This is a genomic window from Vibrio metschnikovii CIP 69.14 (assembly GCF_000176155.1).
Taxonomy (GTDB): Bacteria; Pseudomonadota; Gammaproteobacteria; order Enterobacterales; family Vibrionaceae; genus Vibrio; species Vibrio metschnikovii.
On record NZ_ACZO01000006.1, the window covers coordinates 1,638,638 to 1,657,595 of the forward strand.

General features: G+C 45.2%; 21 protein-coding genes and 1 other RNA gene. 7 read left to right on the plus strand and 15 right to left on the minus strand.

Going from position 1 to position 18,958, the window contains the following annotated elements:
- Positions 1-15: 15 nt before the first annotated feature.
- The 5 genes from VIB_RS10715 to rsmI all read right to left on the minus strand — a co-directional run bounded on the left by VIB_RS10715 (position 16) and on the right by rsmI (position 4,556).
- A complete protein-coding gene (locus VIB_RS10715; protein WP_004395955.1) occupies positions 16-1,749 on the minus strand; it encodes a peptidoglycan glycosyltransferase FtsI in 1,734 nt (577 codons plus the stop codon).
- On the minus strand, positions 1,746-2,063 hold the full coding sequence (gene ftsL / locus VIB_RS10720; protein ID WP_004395956.1) for a cell division protein FtsL: 318 nt from the start codon (positions 2,061-2,063) through the stop codon (positions 1,746-1,748). The genes VIB_RS10715 and ftsL overlap by 4 nt, the downstream gene beginning before the upstream one ends.
- Before the next feature lie 9 nt (positions 2,064-2,072).
- Positions 2,073-3,023 carry a 16S rRNA (cytosine(1402)-N(4))-methyltransferase RsmH gene (gene rsmH / locus VIB_RS10725; RefSeq protein WP_004395957.1) on the minus strand — a complete coding sequence of 317 codons (951 nt, stop codon included), beginning with the start codon at positions 3,021-3,023 and terminating at the stop codon, positions 2,073-2,075.
- Between the two features lie 185 nt (positions 3,024-3,208).
- Positions 3,209-3,602: RNase P RNA component class A (rnpB, locus tag VIB_RS17065), an RNA gene on the minus strand.
- 90 nt (positions 3,603-3,692) lie between these two features.
- The gene (gene rsmI / locus VIB_RS10735) at positions 3,693-4,556 is read right to left on the minus strand and encodes a 16S rRNA (cytidine(1402)-2'-O)-methyltransferase (RefSeq protein ID WP_004395959.1); all 864 of its coding nucleotides are present in this window, start codon (positions 4,554-4,556) and stop codon (positions 3,693-3,695) included.
- A gap of 69 nt (positions 4,557-4,625) precedes the next feature.
- On the opposite strand from rsmI, the gene VIB_RS10740 reads away from it, so the two are divergent.
- The 4 genes from VIB_RS10740 to VIB_RS10755 are packed head-to-tail and all read left to right on the plus strand — an operon-like array spanning position 4,626 to position 7,969.
- Positions 4,626-6,431 carry a penicillin-binding protein activator gene (locus VIB_RS10740; protein WP_040904915.1) on the plus strand — a complete coding sequence of 602 codons (1,806 nt, stop codon included), beginning with the start codon at positions 4,626-4,628 and terminating at the stop codon, positions 6,429-6,431.
- Complete coding sequence (locus tag VIB_RS10745) at positions 6,418-6,786, plus strand: YraN family protein (protein ID WP_040904683.1); 369 nt, start codon at positions 6,418-6,420, stop codon at positions 6,784-6,786. The genes VIB_RS10740 and VIB_RS10745 overlap by 14 nt, the downstream gene beginning before the upstream one ends.
- A 7-nt stretch (positions 6,787-6,793) precedes the next feature.
- On the plus strand, positions 6,794-7,384 hold the full coding sequence (locus VIB_RS10750) for a phosphoheptose isomerase (protein WP_004395962.1): 591 nt from the start codon (positions 6,794-6,796) through the stop codon (positions 7,382-7,384).
- Between the two features lie 3 nt (positions 7,385-7,387).
- On the plus strand, positions 7,388-7,969 hold the full coding sequence (locus VIB_RS10755; protein ID WP_004395963.1) for a BON domain-containing protein: 582 nt from the start codon (positions 7,388-7,390) through the stop codon (positions 7,967-7,969).
- Positions 7,970-8,052: 83 nt separating this feature from the next.
- Here the strand turns inward: VIB_RS10755 and sspB are convergent, their stop codons facing one another.
- The 5 genes from sspB to zapE form a co-directional block, all read right to left on the minus strand.
- A complete protein-coding gene (gene sspB, locus VIB_RS10760) occupies positions 8,053-8,508 on the minus strand; it encodes a ClpXP protease specificity-enhancing factor (RefSeq protein WP_004395964.1) in 456 nt (151 codons plus the stop codon).
- A gap of 10 nt (positions 8,509-8,518) precedes the next feature.
- A complete protein-coding gene (sspA, locus tag VIB_RS10765; protein ID WP_004395965.1) occupies positions 8,519-9,154 on the minus strand; it encodes a stringent starvation protein SspA in 636 nt (211 codons plus the stop codon).
- Between the two features lie 244 nt (positions 9,155-9,398).
- On the minus strand, positions 9,399-9,791 hold the full coding sequence (gene rpsI, locus VIB_RS10770) for a 30S ribosomal protein S9 (RefSeq protein WP_004395968.1): 393 nt from the start codon (positions 9,789-9,791) through the stop codon (positions 9,399-9,401).
- A 15-nt stretch (positions 9,792-9,806) separates the two neighbouring features.
- Entirely contained in the window at positions 9,807-10,235 is a 429-nt protein-coding gene (gene rplM / locus VIB_RS10775) for a 50S ribosomal protein L13 (protein WP_004395969.1), read from the minus strand.
- 332 nt (positions 10,236-10,567) lie between these two features.
- The gene (gene zapE, locus VIB_RS10780; RefSeq protein WP_004395970.1) at positions 10,568-11,671 is read right to left on the minus strand and encodes a cell division protein ZapE; all 1,104 of its coding nucleotides are present in this window, start codon (positions 11,669-11,671) and stop codon (positions 10,568-10,570) included.
- Between the two features lie 151 nt (positions 11,672-11,822).
- On the opposite strand from zapE, the gene zapG reads away from it, so the two are divergent.
- The 3 genes from zapG (at position 11,823) to degS (ending at position 15,162) form a co-directional block, all read left to right on the plus strand.
- Positions 11,823-12,263 (plus strand): Z-ring associated protein ZapG, encoded by a 441-nt coding sequence (zapG, locus tag VIB_RS10785; RefSeq protein ID WP_004395971.1) that lies wholly within the window; start codon positions 11,823-11,825, stop codon positions 12,261-12,263.
- A gap of 183 nt (positions 12,264-12,446) precedes the next feature.
- Positions 12,447-13,814 carry a DegQ family serine endoprotease gene (locus VIB_RS10790; RefSeq protein ID WP_004395972.1) on the plus strand — a complete coding sequence of 456 codons (1,368 nt, stop codon included), beginning with the start codon at positions 12,447-12,449 and terminating at the stop codon, positions 13,812-13,814.
- Between the two features lie 286 nt (positions 13,815-14,100).
- Complete coding sequence (gene degS / locus VIB_RS10795; protein ID WP_004395973.1) at positions 14,101-15,162, plus strand: outer membrane-stress sensor serine endopeptidase DegS; 1,062 nt, start codon at positions 14,101-14,103, stop codon at positions 15,160-15,162.
- 93 nt (positions 15,163-15,255) lie between these two features.
- On the opposite strand, the gene rplS is transcribed toward degS, so the two are convergent.
- From rplS to ffh, 5 genes are all read right to left on the minus strand, one after another.
- Positions 15,256-15,609 carry a 50S ribosomal protein L19 gene (gene rplS / locus VIB_RS10800; RefSeq protein WP_004395974.1) on the minus strand — a complete coding sequence of 118 codons (354 nt, stop codon included), beginning with the start codon at positions 15,607-15,609 and terminating at the stop codon, positions 15,256-15,258.
- 42 nt (positions 15,610-15,651) lie between these two features.
- Entirely contained in the window at positions 15,652-16,392 is a 741-nt protein-coding gene (gene trmD, locus VIB_RS10805; protein WP_004395975.1) for a tRNA (guanosine(37)-N1)-methyltransferase TrmD, read from the minus strand.
- A gap of 26 nt (positions 16,393-16,418) precedes the next feature.
- A complete protein-coding gene (gene rimM / locus VIB_RS10810; RefSeq protein ID WP_040904685.1) occupies positions 16,419-16,973 on the minus strand; it encodes a ribosome maturation factor RimM in 555 nt (184 codons plus the stop codon).
- Between the two features lie 20 nt (positions 16,974-16,993).
- On the minus strand, positions 16,994-17,242 hold the full coding sequence (rpsP, locus tag VIB_RS10815; protein WP_004395977.1) for a 30S ribosomal protein S16: 249 nt from the start codon (positions 17,240-17,242) through the stop codon (positions 16,994-16,996).
- A gap of 238 nt (positions 17,243-17,480) precedes the next feature.
- A complete protein-coding gene (gene ffh, locus VIB_RS10820; RefSeq protein ID WP_004395978.1) occupies positions 17,481-18,851 on the minus strand; it encodes a signal recognition particle protein in 1,371 nt (456 codons plus the stop codon).
- Positions 18,852-18,958: the final 107 nt, after the last annotated feature.

Below are 18,958 nucleotides of genomic sequence, written 5' to 3' on the forward strand. Positions count from 1 at the left end.
TGATTTGAATAAACATTAGCGTTGAAAACGATTCTCATCAGGTGCGACATTTAAGATTTGTAACGCCCCTTTGATTATTTCAGCAAACACTGGACCAGCAACAGCGCCACCATAGTAAGTATCCCCTTGCGGCTCATTAACCATGACCACTAGAGCAATACGAGGGTTACTGACCGGAGCGACCCCAGCGGTGTAAGCGAAATACTCGTCACTGTATCCTCCAGCGACGGCTTTACGTGATGTCCCCGATTTAGCGGCAATCCGATATCCCGGAACGGCAGAACGAACCGCGGTTCCTCCCGGTTGAGTGACGGTTTCCAGCATCTCTAATACTTGTCTGGCGTATTTTTCTTCTACGACTCGCTGAGATAAGTCTTGACGATTACTATCAATCAGATAAATCGGCTGATAGACACCAAGATTGCCTAATGTGGCATAGGCATGCGCCAATTGAATCGGCGTCACCGATAAGCCATAACCATAAGCTAATGTGGCAATTTCAAAAGGAGACCAGCGGCGGCGATTGGGGAAAATACCACTGCTTTCTCCGACAAGATTGAGCCCAGAAACTTCACCAAGCCCAACAGCACGATACATATCTAAGGTATCTTCCAAAGGCATATCCAGCGCCAGTTTAGCCACACCAATATTACTCGACTTTTGTAAAATCACCTGCAAACTGGCTTTTCCGACCCGAGAAACATCTCGCACTCGGCTCCCACCGACTTGCATAATCCCATTACCCGTATCGATAATCGTATTTTCATCGGCCGTTCCATTCGCTAACGCCGCAAGGACGACAAACGGTTTGACGGTTGACCCTGGCTCAAACGCATCCGTGATCACTCGATTACGCATTTGAAAGCTTTGCCAATCACTACGATTATTAGGGTTATAAGAAGGCGCATTCACCATCGCTAGCACCGCTCCGGTTTTTACATCAAGCATCACCGCAGAAGCAGAAGTGGCACGATAATCGGCCATTGCTTGTTTTACCGCACGAAACGCAATAGCTTGCAAACGCTGATCAATGGTCAATTGCAGGGGTTTGCCTTCTTCCCGCTGTTCAAGGGCAATATTTTCAACCACTCGACCATACCGATCTCGGCGAATGATGCTCTTGCCTGCCTCACCGGTCAGCCATTTATCATAGCTACGTTCAACCCCTTCCAAGCCATGACCATCAATTCCGGTCACGCCGATCAGATGCGCACTGACTTCTCCTGCCGGATAGTAACGACGTGATTCTGATTTAAGACCAACCCCTACCAGTTTAAGCTCACGAATGTACTTGGCCATCGCAGGACTGACTTGGCGCTGCAAGTAAACAAAACGTCGCGTGCTGTTATCTTGAATTTTTTGCAGCATGGCTTGCCTATCTAGCCCCAAGACATCGGCGAGTGCGTGCCAACGTTCAAGTTCGTTAAAGCCACCCTCTCTAAAAATCACTAACGGATCCGCCCAGACCGCTTCGACTGGTACGCTCACCGCAAGCGCCTCACCATTTCGATCAGAAATAATCCCACGTGCTGAATGTAAGGTCAGCGCACGAATCGAGCGTAAATCACCTTGCCGGATCAAATTGTCCGGTTCAATCACTTGAATAAACGCGAGCCGAGCGATCAATAAACCAAAAATCAGCACCACAAACGAGAGTAATAAATATAAACGCCAGTGGATCAAAACTGGCGGCGTTGACTTGGTCGGTGAGCTAGCGGCTAGCGCTTTTTTGGTCGGCTGTTTACTCATTTAAGCTTAATCACTACTTCTTTATCGGCATCTGGACGCTTCATCTCTAATTCACGACTGGCGACATCTTGCACTCGACTATGCTCAGACAGCGCGGTCTCTTCTAAAATCAAATTACGCCACTCATTATCCAGATAGTCACGTTGCTGCATGGCCTCATTTTTTTCGGCAATCGCTTGACGAGTATGATGAGTGGTAAATACCACGCCCATCGCGGTTGTAAAAATCATCAATAACAAACACAGAGGCCATCGACCAACCGTAAACAGGTCAATCACAATCAATTTGGCAAGGTTTGGCTTAGAGACAGACATAGTGAATGATTACAACTTTTCTGCAATCCGTAGCACTGAGCTACGAGAACGCGGATTAAGCGCCACTTCGTGATCGCTTGGCTTAATCGCTTTACCGATCGCTTTTAACTTCGCGCTACCTAAGGCTTTAATTTGATCTTGCGTGAGTGGTAAACCATGTGGCACATCGGGCCCTTTACTCTCTTTGCGGATAAAGCGCTTAACCATACGATCTTCTAATGAATGGAAACTGATCACCGATAAACGTCCTTGCGGTGCTAAAATCGAAGCGGCTCCTTGCAAAGCAATATCAATTTCTTCTAATTCACTGTTAATGTAAATACGGAAAGCTTGAAAAGTCCGGGTCGCGGGGTGTTTTTTTTCTTTAAAACTTTTTGGTGCCGCTTCCGAAATTAACTTCGCTAACTGACTGGTTCGAGTCAGAGGCTCGTTGTCTGGATTGTCACGATGAGCAACGATCGCTTTAGCAATCCGTCTTGCATGCTTATCTTCGCCAAATTCACGAATCACCCAAGTAATATCATCCAATTCTGCGGTTAATAGCCACTGCGCGACCGAAACTCCTGAATTGGGGTCCATTCGCATATCCAACGGACCATCTTTCATAAAACTGAATCCGCGTTCAGCATCATCGAGTTGTGGAGATGACACCCCTAAATCAAATAACACGCCATCAACCTGACCCTGCAGGTTATAACGCTGTGCGTATTCTGCAATACCAGAAAAAGGGCCATGAATAATCGTAAACCGTGGATCATCAATTTTACTCGCCTCAGCGATGGCCTGAGGATCACGATCAATACTGTATAAGCGCCCTTCTGGACCTAATTGAGCTAATATAGTGCGGCTATGACCACCTCGGCCAAAAGTCCCATCGATATAAATACCATCCGGTTTGATCGCTAACCCATCGATGGATTCATGAAGCAGTACAGATACGTGTTGGAAAGATTCAGTCATAATATTCTCGTTTCGCTGAACAAAGCGCGATTGATGCTTAGTTAGTGTACCGTTTTCACACTCGACCGCTACCCATAAGCATAGACAGGACGTGACATTGCGCTAAGTTTAATGGTTTTGCTATCAGCTAAGTCAATAAAAAGCAAAAAACCCATCATAACCGCGAAGCTATGATGGGCCTGAAAAGGTGGAGTCGACATATAAGCCGGGTTCTGTTCCGCTTGCGCGGCGGTAGCCATTCCTCTAGGCCAGCAATCGCTCACTGGCTCAAGCAACCTACCCGCCTCCTAACGCGAGCAACGTTATGTGGAAGCCTATTTGGTCTTGCTCCGGGTGGAGTTTACCTTGCTACGAACTGTTGCCAGACGCACGGTGCGCTCTTACCGCACCCTTTCACCCTTACCTGATCCCCAAAGGGCCATCGGCGGTCTTCTCTCTGTTGCACTTGTCGTAGGCTTGCGCCCCCCAGGCATTACCTGGCACCCTGCTCTATGGAGCCCGGACTTTCCTCCCCCTTATCAGTCTCCCTAACACAAGGTTAAGGGACGTCAATAAGGCAGCGGCTACCCAGTCAACTCCGGTCACGGATTCTATAGATAAGCGTAGAGGCTGTCTAGCAACAATCTCTAACCCGTCTATAATTCGACGCAACCGCTCAAAAAGCCAGCATTAACTTAAGTTTTCAAGGCCCCATTTGTACAAGGCATTTTTCTTGACGTTATAGATTTCAGCCGCCAAGGCCGCCGCTTTCTTTAAGGGTAACTCTTTACTTAAAATAGCTAAGCTTCTTAATGCCTCTTCCGGTAACGCTTGATTCGATGTTTCCCTCACACCATGAATCAATAGAACCATCTCTCCGCGTTTGCGGTTTTCATCTTGATTAATCCATTCAATTAACTCACCAAGTGGTAACCCTTGGATGGTTTCAAAGGTTTTGGTCAGTTCACGAGCCAAAACCACCTGGCGATCCGGACCTAAAATTTCCAGCATGTCCTGCAACGATTCGTTGATTCGATGCGGTGATTCATAAAAAATACACGTTCGCTCAACTTTGGCTATTTCTAAAAATTTATCTTTACGCCCTTTGCTTTTCGCCGGTAAAAAACCTTCAAAACTAAACCGATCTGAAGGTAAACCAGAAGCACTCAGTGCCGTAATAACCGCACAAGCACCAGGAAGAGGGACAACTTTAACACCCGCTTGACGACATTGATTGACTAAATGGTAACCTGGATCACTGATCAGCGGTGTGCCCGCATCTGAAACGAGCGCTATCGACTGACCCGATAATAATTTATCAACTAATGCTTGAGCTTTGTGCTGTTCATTGTGATCATGCAAAGCGAACGTTTTAGTTTGGATATTGAAGTGAGCAAGCAGTTTACCTGTGTGGCGTGTATCTTCAGCGGCGATAACATCGACCTGAGCAAGCACATCAAGGGCACGTTGGGTGATATCACCTAGATTGCCAATTGGCGTCGGGACAATATAGAGGGTTGCTCCCTCTGCGGACACGGTTTTGTTATCTGTCATTTGTTTACCATCACTTCAACGATTAATATAGAGACAATTTTACACGGAATAATGAAAGAACCCATGGCTATGAAAAACCATCAGAGATGCAGTGTAACACGCTTACTCACTCCCGTTGCATTGGCAATCATGCTAGCGGCTTGTTCAACCACACCGTCAGTACCAACGTCTGTACAGATCACCGATAAACCACAGCTATCGGCACAAACCTATTTAATGCGTGCAGATAGCAGCCAAGGCAGCTTACAAAATGATTGGCTCATTATGGCACTCAAAGCTGCCGTTGCCGACAATGATTCCGCACAGGCAGAATTATTGATTCGCCGTATCTCAAAACAAACCTTGAGTGAGACTCAACAGGCAGAGTGGCAACTTGCTCGCGCTCAGTTATCTTTTAATCAACAGCAATACCAAACGGTCTTATCGCGGCTCAGTTTCCCTACGGATTGGCGGTTAGACCCGCGACAATGGCAGAAGTACTATCAGCTGAGGGCTGACAGTTTGCTCGCGCTGGAACGTGCCTTTGACGCGAATCGAGAACTCGTTGGGTTGTATGAACATTCGACGCCTGACCAGCAATCGATGATTGCACAACAAATTTGGCAGAATTTTGATGGGTACTCTAGCTCAACCATTACAACGCTAAGTACTGGAGCGGATGAAGAGATTCTCGATGGTTGGTTACAACTGGCTATCTATGTCAAAACGCTCGGTAGCGATTTACCGCAATTAAAAAATACTTTAGAAAAATGGCTAAAAGAAAACGCCTCACATCCTGCGGCTCGTTACACCCCTCAAACGATCAGTGATATTTTAGCGTTAGATCTCGTTCAACCTACTCACACCGCCTTACTACTGCCACTCAGTGGTCGTTTTGCTAAGCAAGCAGAGCTGATTCGTGACGGCTTTATCATGGCAATGATGAACGATCCTCAGCGCGATCCTAACGCCACCCTGACCATTTTGGACACCAATACTGAAAGCTTAGAAAATGTTGATGCGATTTTGGCAGAAAAACAGGTCGATTTTGTCGTTGGCCCACTGATTAAAAGCGATATCGAAAAGTTACAAGCTTTTCAGAAAAAACGCGGCCAAGCGATCCCAACCTTAGCGCTGAATATTCCGGACAAGATTGAGCCGTCCAGTACAACTTGCTATCTCACACTCTCTCCTGAGCAAGAAGTTGCTCAAGCCGCCAAGTATTTGTTCAGTCAAGGCTACCGATACCCATTAATTTTAGCACCACAGGGTAGCTACGGAGATCGTGTGGTTGAAGCCTTCAATCAAGAATGGCGTCAATACAGTACCAATAAGGTCGCGGTGAACTTATTTGGTGACAAACGACAGTTACAACGCAATATCAACAACGTTTTCGGTCTTCAAGCAAGCCAACAGAATATTGCCCAAATGAACTCATTATTGGGTATCAGCTTAGAGAGCCAGCCTCGTAGCCGACGCGATATTGATGCGGTATACATTGCAGCGGGTATTGCTGACCTCACGTTGATCAAACCTTTTATTGAGGTCGCCATTAATCCAGATACCCGTCCTCCTAAGCTGTTTTCTAATTCAAACAGCAACAGCGGAGGTCGTCAATTTGAAGATCTCACCGGGATCACTTATAGCGATATTCCACTGTTGATCGAGTCAGCTAACCCAGTTGCCACTCAAGCGGCTGAACTTTGGCCACGAACGTCCAATGCCGATCGTCGTTTGCAAGCGCTCGGGATGGATGCCTATCAACTGATGTTGGAACTCCCACAGATGAAAGCCGTCAAAGGATATACCATTTCTGGCCAAACTGGTGTGCTTGGTATTGATCAAAACTGTATAGTACAGCGTGAAATTAGTTGGGCGGAGCATGGGGCTCTTTAGTCGCCGAAATACGGGACTGCATTATGAACAAGTGGCGGCAGATTACCTCAGCCGCCACGCACTACGTTTACTGGAAAAAAACTTTACCACTCGCGTTGGCGAAATTGATCTGGTGATGCGCGATGGCTCTTGCTTAGTCTTTGTTGAAGTAAAATATCGTAAAAATCAATCTTACGGCCATGCCGCAGAGATGGTCACTTCGCATAAAAAAACTCGCTTGATCAAAGCTGCGAATTGGTGGATGCTCAAGCACGGACTCAGTGTCGATAATACCGATTTTCGTTTCGATGTCGTGGCCATTCATGACAACGGTCAGCACATTGAGTGGATAAAAAACGCAATAACCCAAGGATAATCAATCAATGCTCGATAGCATTAAAGATAGCTTTACTGAAAGTATTCAAATTCAAATCGCCGCCGCCGAGGCCTTACCAGATGCGATTATGCATGCCGCGCAAGCGATGGTCGTCACGCTACTGAATGGTCAGAAAATCCTCTGCTGTGGTAATGGAGGATCGGCCGCCAATGCTCAGCAGTTTGTCTCTTGTTTACTGAATCGTTTTGAAACTGAGCGTCCCAGCTTACCCGCGATGGCACTCACCGCCGACAATACGACTTTGACCGCTGTCGCCAATGACTACCATTACCAAGAGATTTTCTCTAAACAAGTCCGAGCATTTGGTCAAGCGGGTGATGTACTGCTAGCCATATCTACCAGTGGTAATAGTAAAAACATCATCAAAGCGATGGAGGCCGCGGTGACACGCGATATGACCATTATTGCCTTAACGGGTAAAGATGGTGGAGAAATGGCAGGGTTACTTGGGGAGAATGATGTCGAGATTCGTATTCCTTCCCATCGCACCGCCCGTATTCACGAAGTGCACATGGTCACTTTACACTGTTTATGTGACTTAATTGACCAAGTGTTGTTTCCAGCTCACGAAGAGTAACCCATGAAAAACGCCCGGTTCAACTTATTCGCTCTACTTGCCCTACTGTTTATCTTACCGCTGTCTGGCTGTGCTGGTTTTTTAGTCGCAGGAGCGGCAGCAACGGTTAACATTGCGACAGATCCTCGTTCAACGACTGAACAATGGCAAGATAAAAACCTTGAATTAGAAATCACAGGGTTAAGTAATAAACCGCCTTTCCGTAGTCAAATGCGTATCACGGCCAGCTCATTTCGAGGCACGGTCGTCTTGATTGGTCAATCGCAAACCAATGAGTTACTCGAGCAATTTATTGGCCAAATCGAGCAACTTAAAGGGGTGAACCACTTACACAATCAAGTCAAAATACAAGCGCCGTTAACCGTCGGTCAAGTCAGTAATGACAGTTGGATCACCACCAAGGTCAAATCAGCCTTGTTGGCTAAATCAGAGCTGCGCGGCGTGAAAGTCTCAGTGATCACTGAAAATAGAGAAGTATTTTTGCTCGGTTACGTTACTCAAGAACATGCAGAAATAGCGACTGATGTTGCACGTCATGTATCAGGAGTTAAGCAAGTCATCAAAGCGTTTGAATACGCCGATTAAGCTTAATCAAATAATAAATCGCGCCAAATAAAAAAAGCAGCGTCATCGCTGCTTTTTTTATTATCGTATTTTATCATCGAAGGTTATTTGACTACTCGAAGGCTTGGTCTACCTTGAGGTTTTGATGGTTCAGTATCGGTAGGTTGCTCATCAGCACCACTGTCTTGAGCAGCAATAGCACTCTCAGTCACCTGAGTCAGCGTTTGCTGATAAGCCGGCTCTGGTTCAAACATGGTGCCTGCCCCGTTCTCACGGGCATAAATGGCTTGCACCGCATAAAGAGGAACAATCACTAAGTGAGGGCGTCCACCAAAGCGAGCACTGAACGTGACCTCATCATCACCTAACTCTAAATTACCCACCGCGCGAGGAGCGATATTGAGGATGATCTGTCCATCTTGGACGAACTCCATCGGTACTCGTACCCCTTGCAGAGTCGCATCAACCACAAGGTGTGGTGTTAATTCATTGTCTAACAACCAATCATAAAACGCACGTAGCATGAAAGGTCGACGAGGTGTCATTTTTTCAATATCCATAACACACCGATTAACGCGACAGGCGCATCTCACGCTCAGCTTCTGTCAAAGAGGCTAAGAATGAATCACGCTCAAATACACGATTCATGTAGACTTTTAATTCTTTAGAACCAGGACCAATTAATTCAATACCTAAGACTGGTAAACGCCATAGTAATGGCGCGAGATAGCAGTCAATTAAGCTGAACTCTTCGCTCATGAAGTATTCGTATTCGGCAAATACCGGCGCAAGCGTTAATAAGTCGTTACGCAGTTTATTACGAGCCGCTTCCGCTTCGCTAGCATTACCACGAATCACTTTATCCGCTAATGAATACCAGTTTCTTTCGATACGATAGATCATTAAACGACTATTACCACGAGCGACCGGATAAACTGGCATCAAAGGTGGATGAGGAAAACGCTCATCTAGGTATTCCATAATGATTTTTGAATCGTACAGCGCAAGCTCACGATCAATCAGCGTTGGGACCGACTTATAGGGATTCAGTTCGATAAGTTCAGCAGGCAGATTATCTTCATCAACCAGTTCAACTTCAACACTGACACCTTTTTCAGCCAGCACAATACGTACCTGATGGCTATACATATCAGACGCACTCGAAAATAGAGTCATCACAGAACGTTTATTGGCAGCTACAGCCATGGAGCCCTCCAGCACACACTTACAAGTATAAAAACAATGGAGGCTTAGCCTCCATTGATGATTCGAATAATCAAAAATTAGCATGGCATAATAGCATATTTCGTGCTCATCACGCTAATGTTCTTTCTTAAGCGTAATAACACTCGCCATGTAATCCGTTATTACCAATACAAAAAAGCCCAGCAAATGCTGAGCTTTTCGAACCACAATCCAGCCGAAGCTGAAGGATAATCTTTGAAAAAGATTAACGCTTAGAGAATTGAGGTTTACGACGTGCTTTACGTAGACCAACTTTCTTACGTTCAACGCAACGAGCGTCGCGAGTAACGTAGCCAGCAGCACGTAGTGCAGGACGTAGTGATTCATCGTACTCCATAAGAGCGCGAGTGATACCGTGACGGATAGCACCAGCTTGACCAGAAATACCACCACCTTTAACAGTGATGTATAGGTCAAATTTCTCTGTCATTTCAACAAGCTCAAGTGGCTGTTTAACCACCATGCGCGAAGTTGGACGACCGAAGTATTCATCAAGACTGCGCTTGTTGATTACGATGTTGCCGCTGCCTGGTTTAATAAAAACACGTGCAGCTGAGCTTTTGCGACGGCCAGTGCCGTAGTATTGATTCTCTGCCATTTCCGAAATCCCCAATTAGATGTCTAGTACTTTTGGTTGTTGAGCAGCATGGTTGTGCTCAGCGCCAGCGTAAACTTTCAGCTTACGGTACATAGCACGGCCTAGAGGACCACGTGGAAGCATACCTTTAACCGCTAGTTCAAGAACCATTTCTGGCTTACGATCGATCAGCTTTTCAAAGCTGATTGATTTCAGGCCGCCAGGGAACTCAGTGTGACGGTGGTAGATTTTACCTTTAGCCTTGTTACCAGTTACAGTAACTTTCTCCGCGTTTACAACGATGATGTAATCACCAGTGTCAACGTGTGGAGTATATTCAGCTTTATGTTTGCCACGTAGGCGAGATGCAATTTCACTTGCAAGACGGCCAAGAGTTTTACCTTCAGCGTCTACAACGTACCAGTCGCGTTTTACAGTTTCTGGTTTAGCAACGAAAGTTTTCATGCTAACAATAACCCGTTAATTAAAATTTACACTTAAAGGAGCATTTGCTCCCACTGTCTAAGAGCCCAGACATCACCCCTTCGAGTGGATGGCACTCTGGCCTAAAAGGCCGCAGTAACGGTGGGTTGCAGGATTATAGAGAAGAGAGCGGAAAAAATCACCTTTTTTTGCTTAAAATCACAAAAAACTCTGCCAATCACTATCTCGCTTCGAAAATCAGTCAATAAACAACAAATAGCATTACATAAAGTGAATTAATGAAGGTTCATCCGCATCGAGAATAGTCACCATCAATTTCAATCAACATAATCGCGCAGCGTTTTGGGCTCTTTTTAAGGTAAATGTGCTTTCGCCAAATACTCATGGGTTTGCATTTCAATCAATCTTGACTGACAGCGTTTAAACTCAAAACTTAACCGCTCTCCAGCATAGAGCTCTTCTAACTTCACCTGCGCCGAAATAATCAGTTTGACATGACGCTCATAAAACTCATCCACTAAAGCGATAAATCGACGAGCAGCATCCTCAGTGAGTGGCCCCATCTGAATTACCTCAGCCAGTAAGACGGTATGATAAACACGAGACAGTTCAATATAGTCATTTTGACTACGAGCCGTTTGGCACAATTGAGCAAACGTCGCATACAATACGCCATCACTGGCTTTGACCACTGTTAATTGGCGATGATTGATGGCAATTTGCGTCTGGAACTCTTTATCACTACTCACCAACTGAGCGTAATACTTGTCTAAATTATGCTGCGCTTGTTCATCTAATGGCGAATGATAAATTTCGGCTTGCTGTAGCGTTCGCAAGCGATAATCTACACCACTATCAACATTCAAAATGTGGCAATGCTGCTCAATCAGTGCAATAGCGGGTAAGAAACGAGCCCGCTGCAAACCATTACGATAGAGCTCTGCTGGCGGAATATTCGAGGTTGCAACCAAAACCACACCGCGAGCGAATAGTCCTTGCAATAAAGTGGCTAAGATCATCGCATCGGTAATGTCTGAGACAAAAAATTCATCAAAGCAGATCACGACGGCTTCTTGGCTAAATTTTTCAGCGACCGATTCAAGAGGATCGCTGATTTCGCCCAATTGCTTTAATTCATCATGCACACGATACATAAAACGATGGAAATGGACGCGCATTTTCTTCTCGGTCGGTAAAGCATCAAAAAAGGTATCCATAAGATAGGTTTTCCCTCGCCCGACGCCTCCCCAAAAATACAGTCCCTGAGGCACGGTCATCGTCGGTGATGTAATACCCAGCCATTTTTTCCAACGCGAAGGTCGAACCACCGGTTGATTAATAAATTCACATAACTGATGATGGAGCGCATCCAACGCCTCGACGGCGAGAGCTTGCGCGGCATCGTGTTGAAATCCTGAGCGTTTTAAATCTTGTTCGTATCGCTGTTTCGGTGTCATGATTACTTACTGTATCTCTAAGGAATAAAAACTGCCATCAGGCGCACATGCATTTTGCTTTATCGAATATCACTCTCATAGTAACATGTCACTACAGCATGTGTAACCAACCCGTAAAAAACATGTTAAATAACAACAATAAGGAGTCGTTATGCCTTGGATTTATGCCGTTGTAGGCCTAATAGTGGGGATGGTTGTCGGAGTCGTTATTGCACGCTTGACCGCTGACAACTACAAAAACCAAAAGTCTCTGCAAAAAGAGCTGGATAACGCAAAATTTGCCATGGACCAACAGCGCCAAGAGCTGGCTGATCATTTTGCTCAAACCGCAGAAATGCTTGATACACTCGGCAAAGATTATACCAAGCTCTATCAACATATGGCGAAAACAGCCACGGAGCTACAGCCTAATCTTCCAGAACAAGATAATCCGTTTATGAAAAAAATGGCTCAACATAAAGACAACGAGCCAAAACAAGAACTCGTTGAGCAGCCGCCTAAAGATTATGCACAAGGGGCGACCGGGTTATTAAAAAATGAACCGAAAACCATCCTACGTTCTTCAGATGTTATTCACAGTAAAGTGAATTAAACCTTTTGCTCCCTCCAATAGATTGATCAGGGAGCATGCAATGGGTACTGAAGACTCAATTCGCAACACAATGATGAACTTTGTAAAGGTTTTTAAGTCATAACTTTCACTCAGCCTATTGAAGTTTTTTTGTTCAAGACAAATATTACTTTCATGAAGCATTTATTTACGAGGATTGTTACGATGAAAAAACCTTTGCTTGTTTTAACGGCTCTCTCTTTAAGCTTAAGTTCCCTCATCACACCATTGCAGGTTAATGCGGCATTACCCATTGCAATACAAGGCCAAACACTGCCTAGCCTGGCTCCGATGCTAGAAACGGTGACACCCGCCGTAGTCAGTATCGCGGTAGAGGGGACTCAAGTTGCTCGCCAGCGTATCCCTGATCAATTTCGTTTCTTTTTTGGTCCTAATTTCCCAACGGAACAGTTTCAAGAACGCCCTTTTCGAGGGCTCGGTTCTGGGGTCATTATTAATGCCAGTAAAGGTTATATTGTTACCAACTATCACGTAATTAATGATGCAGAAAAAATTCGCGTCAAGTTGTATGACGGCAGAGAATTTAATGCAGAATTGGTTGGCGGTGATCAGATGTCTGATGTGGCTTTACTGAAAATCAACACCACCACAAATCTTACTGAGATGCCAATCGCCGATTCCGATCAATTACGCGTCGGTGACTTTGCGGTCGCGATTGGTAATCCCTTCGGTCTTGGACAAACGGTGACTTCTGGCATTATCTCGGCGCTGGGCCGTAGCGGCTTAAATTTAGAAAATTTTGAAAACTTTATTCAAACCGATGCAGCGATCAACAGTGGTAATTCTGGTGGTGCATTAGTGAATCTCAATGGCGAATTGATCGGTATTAATACCGCTATTTTAGGTCCTAATGGGGGTAATGTAGGGATTGGCTTTGCGATCCCATCCAATATGATGAAAAACCTCACCGATCAAATCATTGAGTTTGGAGAAGTCAAACGCGGCATGCTTGGTGTACAAGGGGGAGAGATTTCTTCTGAACTGGCGGAAGCTTTAGGCTATACCTCAAGCAAAGGAGCGTTTGTGAGTCAAGTCGTCGCAGACAGCGCAGCGGATAAAGCCGGAATTAAAGCTGGTGATATCATCGTCTCAATCAATGGCCGGAAAATCGATACTTTCTCCGAATTGCGAGCCAATGTCGCCACACTGGGACCGGGTAAAAAAGTGAAGCTAGGTGTGGTTCGTGATGGTAAAGACAAAACCTTCACCGTGACCTTAGAAGAGCAAGTGGTTAATAAAACCAAAGCGGATAATCTGCATCAAGGATTAACCGGTGCAGAACTGTCCAACACAACCGCAAGTGATAGTATTCAAGGGGTTAAAATCACTCAGGTAGAAAAAGGCTCGACCGCTGAAGCTTATCAACTACAACAAGATGACATCATCATTGGGGTTAACCGTAAACGAGTCAGAAATATCGCCGAGTTCAGAGCGGTATTAGAGCAATCACCAGCGATACTGGCGCTGAATATACAGCGCGGTGATAGAACACTCTATCTTGTTATACGTTAATCACTCAACAACGAGCATCTATCTTTCAAAGGCAGCGATCACTACGCTGCCTTTTGTTATTTCGGCTAGTGATGGTATCCTTAAAACACGCCTCTCATTACACCTCAACCCGCATTACAGGAAGGTACCAATCATCGGCAAATACTGTCAGCCTCTTGGGACTATCTCATTTGGTCTGATGAAGTTAATCAAGATAGTGCATCATTAATGCCGCATTGTCAGGTTTTTTAGTTAGCGACATCGTATCCATGTTAAGTTCAGTGGCATGAATATATTTGGGGAAAACATGCTGATTTATCTGATTCGCTCTATTGGGCTTGGGTTGGTTATCGCACTCGCGGTGATTGTAGTCACGCCTTCATTACGAGCTCATCTGGTCGTTAAACCGAGCGCTCAACCCGCTCATATTGCCTCGTTACAAATTTCATTTAATGATGCGGTACGCCGAGCGGCTCCAGCCGTAGTGAATATCTACAGTCGAAAATATTCAGAAAACGATCGCAGCAAATTATCGACACAAGGGCTCGGCTCCGGCGTTATTGTCAGTGAAAAAGGTTATATCATTACCAATTACCATGTGATCGCTCAGGCCGATCAAATTATTGTCGCCTTGCAAGATGGTCGAGTTGCGGCGGCACAATTGGTGGGCCAAGATCGACGCACCGATATCGCTATTTTACAAATTGAAGGCAATAACTTACCCGTCATTCCTCAAAACCCTAACTATCATGCCAAAGTGGGAGATGTGGTACTCGCCATTGGCAATCCCTATAACTTAGGCCAAACCACGACCTTCGGCATTATCTCTGCAACCGGTCGATCATCGATCAGTGCTGATGGCAGACAAGCCTTTATTCAAACCGATGCGGCAATTAATGAAGGTAATTCAGGGGGGGCTTTAGTCAACACGCAAGGTGAGTTAGTCGGCATTAATACCGCCTCTTTTCAACAGGCGACTGAATTAGAGACCTATGGAATTTCTTTTGCCATTCCGTTTGTTCTGGCTAATAAAATCATGGAAAAAATCATCGCCGATGGGCGAGTGATTCGGGGCTATATCGGCGTTGATGGACAAGATATTAATGCCGTGACTTCGCGTCTACTCGGTAGTGATCATATCGGCGGTATCGTGGTTCTCGGGGTTGATCCCAATGGACCTGCCGCCCAAGCGGGATTTATGGTTCGTGACATTATTTTAAAAATCGACGGGCAAAAAGTTAACGGTCGGCAGAGCGTCATGGATATGGTTACCGATCTGCGCCCTGGCAGTGTGATTGAGTTTACCCTGCTACGTAAAGGGCAAGAAGTGATTGTGCCAGTGACGATTGCCGAAGATAGCCGAGAATAAGCTCACTGTTTAATTGATTCTCCCACAGCAAAAACAGATAAAAAAACGGAGCCGTTAGGCTCCGTTTTTTCAATGAGAACGCGAGTTCTAGCATTATTTCTTAGTAAGCTTCTCTTTAATACGAGCTGCTTTACCAGATAGATCGCGTAGGTAGTACAATTTGGCACGACGTACTGCACCACGGCGCTTCACTTCAATGCTAGCGATGATTGGAGAGTGAGTTTGGAACGTACGCTCAACACCTTCACCGTTAGAAATCTTACGTACAGTGAAAGCTGAGTGTAGACCACGGTTACGGATAGCGATTACAATGCCTTCATAAGCCTGTAGACGCTCACGATCACCTTCTTTTACCTTAACTTGAACCACAACAGTGTCACCTGGTGCGAATTTAGGTAGGTCTTGTTTCATTTGCTCTTGTTCTAGAGCCTTGATGATATTACTCATGTTTTTAAATTCCTAGAATAAACTGATACTAAATTTAATAGGTTACTGTTGAGTCTCTTTAATGTACTCAGCCAGTAATTGTTCCTGTTCGTCAGTCAGAGCTAGGTTTTCCAGGAGCTCTGGTCTTCTTAGCCAAGTGCGGCCTAACGACTGTTTCAATCGCCAGCGACGAATTTCCTGATGATTACCAGACATCAATACCGCAGGTACGGTTTTTCCATCCAATACTTCAGGGCGCGTGTAGTGTGGGCAATCTAGTAAGCCATTAGCAAAAGAATCTTCTTCTGCTGACGCGAAATCACCTAATACACCCGGAATAAAACGGGAGACGGTATCAATCAACGTCATGGCTGGAATTTCACCCCCAGTCATTACAAAATCACCGATTGACCATTCTTCATCAACCTCTGATTGTATAACGCGCTCATCTATCCCTTCGTAGCGGCCACAAATGAGCAATAAATTGTCATTCTTCGCCAGCTCTTCTACCCCTTGCTGATCGAGTTTACGACCTTGAGGGGAGAGATAAATCACTTTCGTCTTGCCCGGTGCGGCTGCTTTGGCTGCATGTATGGCGTCACGCAAAGGTTGCACCATCATTAACATACCAGGACCACCACCGTAAGGCTTATCATCGACCGTATGACGTTTGTCGTGAGCGAAATCGCGTGGATTCCAGTTCTGTACGGATAATAACCCTTTTTTTACCGCTTGGCCTGTGACTCCAAAATCCGTTACGCTACGGAACATTTCAGGAAATAGGCTAATAATGCCAACCCACATGTGTTCTTCGCCTTATCGATTTAGAGTTAAAACGCAGGATCCCAGTCAACTTCGATCCGTTGAGCGGTGCGATCAATCTGTTTGATCACTTGCTCTTCAAGAAACGGAATTAATCGTTCCTTTTGCCCAAAAGCATCTTTAAGATTCGCTTTCACTACGAGAACATCGTTGGAGCCAGTTTCTAACATATCGACAACTTCACCAAGGTCATAACCTTGCGTTGTCACCACTCGCATTCCAAACAATTCACGCCAGTAGAATTCATCTTCTGACAGCTCAGGTAATGAAGCTGGGTCAATTGAAATTTCAAAGTTAGTCAATAGATGAGCATCTTCACGCACATCAAGACCTTCAAGTTTAGCCACCAAACCTTTGTTATGGCGCTTCCAACTTTCTACTTTGTACTCAACCCATTCACCATTTTGGTTTACCAACCAAGGGCTATAATCGAAAATGCTTTCAGCATTGTCTGTGTAGGACAAAACTTTAAGCCAGCCACGAATGCCATAAGAAGCACCAAACTTGCCTACAACAATTTTCTCGCCTTGCTCGCTCATTGTCTGTTTGCCTTTCATCGACATAAACTAGTTGCTACTGGTCATTAAGCCGCTTTTTGAGCGTCTTTAACTAGTTTAGCTACGCGATCAGATAGAGATGCGCCTTGTGATACCCAATGGTTCACGCGATCTAGATCAACACGTAGGCCTTCTTCTTTGCCCGCTGCTGTTGGGTTGAAGAAGCCAACTTTCTCAATGAAACGGCCAGTTGCTGAGTTGCGGCTATCAGCTACAACGATTTGATAAAATGGACGCTTTTTAGCGCCGTGACGTGCCAAACGAATGGTTACCATGTCGTCCTCTTTGCTTTCTCAAAAATAAAATTAACCCCAGAAACTATTTACTTAAAACAGTTTGGGGTCTCGTGCCAAAATAAAGCCTCGGAATTTTACTCTTATTCCGAGGCTTTGCAAGGGGTTTAGCTACTTTTTCACCAGCATAAATTGCATTTTAACTTTGTGATTTAGGTAACAGCTTTAAAAAGAGGCAAAAAAACAAACCGGCTTAAAGAAAACTCAAGCCTCGCTTTTTTTAGCGACCAAACGGGTTAAAACCACCGCCGCCCATCATGCCTTGCATATTACGCATCATGCCTTTCATGCCACCTTTTTGCATTTTTTTCATCATTTTTTGCATTTGGGTAAACTGTTTTAGTAACCGGTTAATATCTTGTACTTGTGTTCCTGAGCCTGCCGCAATGCGCTTTTTACGAGAGCCTTTGATTAGATCGGGATTTTGTCTCTCTTTCATGGTCATCGAATTGATGATGGCTTCCATTTGCTTGAACATGCGGTCATCGACTTTATCTTTTACCCCCGCAGGAAGCTGTGACATTCCGGGAAGCTTATCCAGCATTCCCATCATGCCACCCATATTTTTCATTTGACCTAATTGTTCGCGAAAATCTTCTAAATCAAAGCCTTTTTTCTCTTTGAATTTTTTGGCCAACTTCTCAGCTTTGTCTTGATCAACATTACGCTGCAAATCTTCAATTAATGATAAGACATCGCCCATACCTAGAATACGCGAGGCAACGCGATCCGGATGGAAAGCTTCAAGAGCATCGGTTTTTTCTCCGACCCCTAAAAACTTAATCGGTTTTCCGGTCACATGACGTACCGACAAAGCCGCACCGCCACGTGCATCACCATCAACCTTGGTTAAAATCACCCCGGTGAGTGGTAGAGTATCACCAAACGCTTTGGCGGTATTCGCGGCATCTTGTCCTGTCATTGCGTCAACGACGAACAACGTTTCTACCGGATTAATGGCGGAATGAAGGGCTTTGATTTCTGCCATCATCACTTCATCAACCGCTAATCGCCCCGCCGTATCGACAATCAAGACATCGTAAAATTTCTTCTTAGCGTGATCGACTGCAGCGTTAGCAATATCAATCGGCTTTTGATCCGCTGATGAAGGGAAGAAATCGACGCCTAAGTCATTGGCTAACGTTTCTAACTGTTTGATTGCCGCAGGACGGTAAACGTCTGCAGAAACCACCAGTACTTTTTTCTTATCACGCTCTTTAAGTAACTTAGAGAGTTTACCGACACTGGTCGTTTTACCTGCGCCTTGTAAACCCGCCATTAAAATGATCGCTGGAGGCTGCGCCGCGAGATTCAACGCTTCATTCGCGGCTCCCATAACGGTCTCAAGCTCATGACGAACAATTTTAATAAACTCTTGCCCAGGCGTTAAAGACTTGGAAACCTCAACCCCCACTGCACTCTCTTTTACTCGACTAACGAAGTCACGCACCACCGGCAAAGCAACATCAGCCTCGAGTAGCGCCATACGAACTTCGCGCAGGGTATCTTTTATATTGTCTTCGGTAAGACGACCTTTACCACTAATATTCTTTAGGGTTTTAGATAAACGATCGGTTAAATTTTCAAACATGTTTTTCTCTTCGCGATTAGGCGACCAATGCGCCTGAGTATACCTTAGCCAACCGCTTAGGCATACCCATTGCAAGCTAGCTGTCGAGTTTCTTTATTAGATTGGGT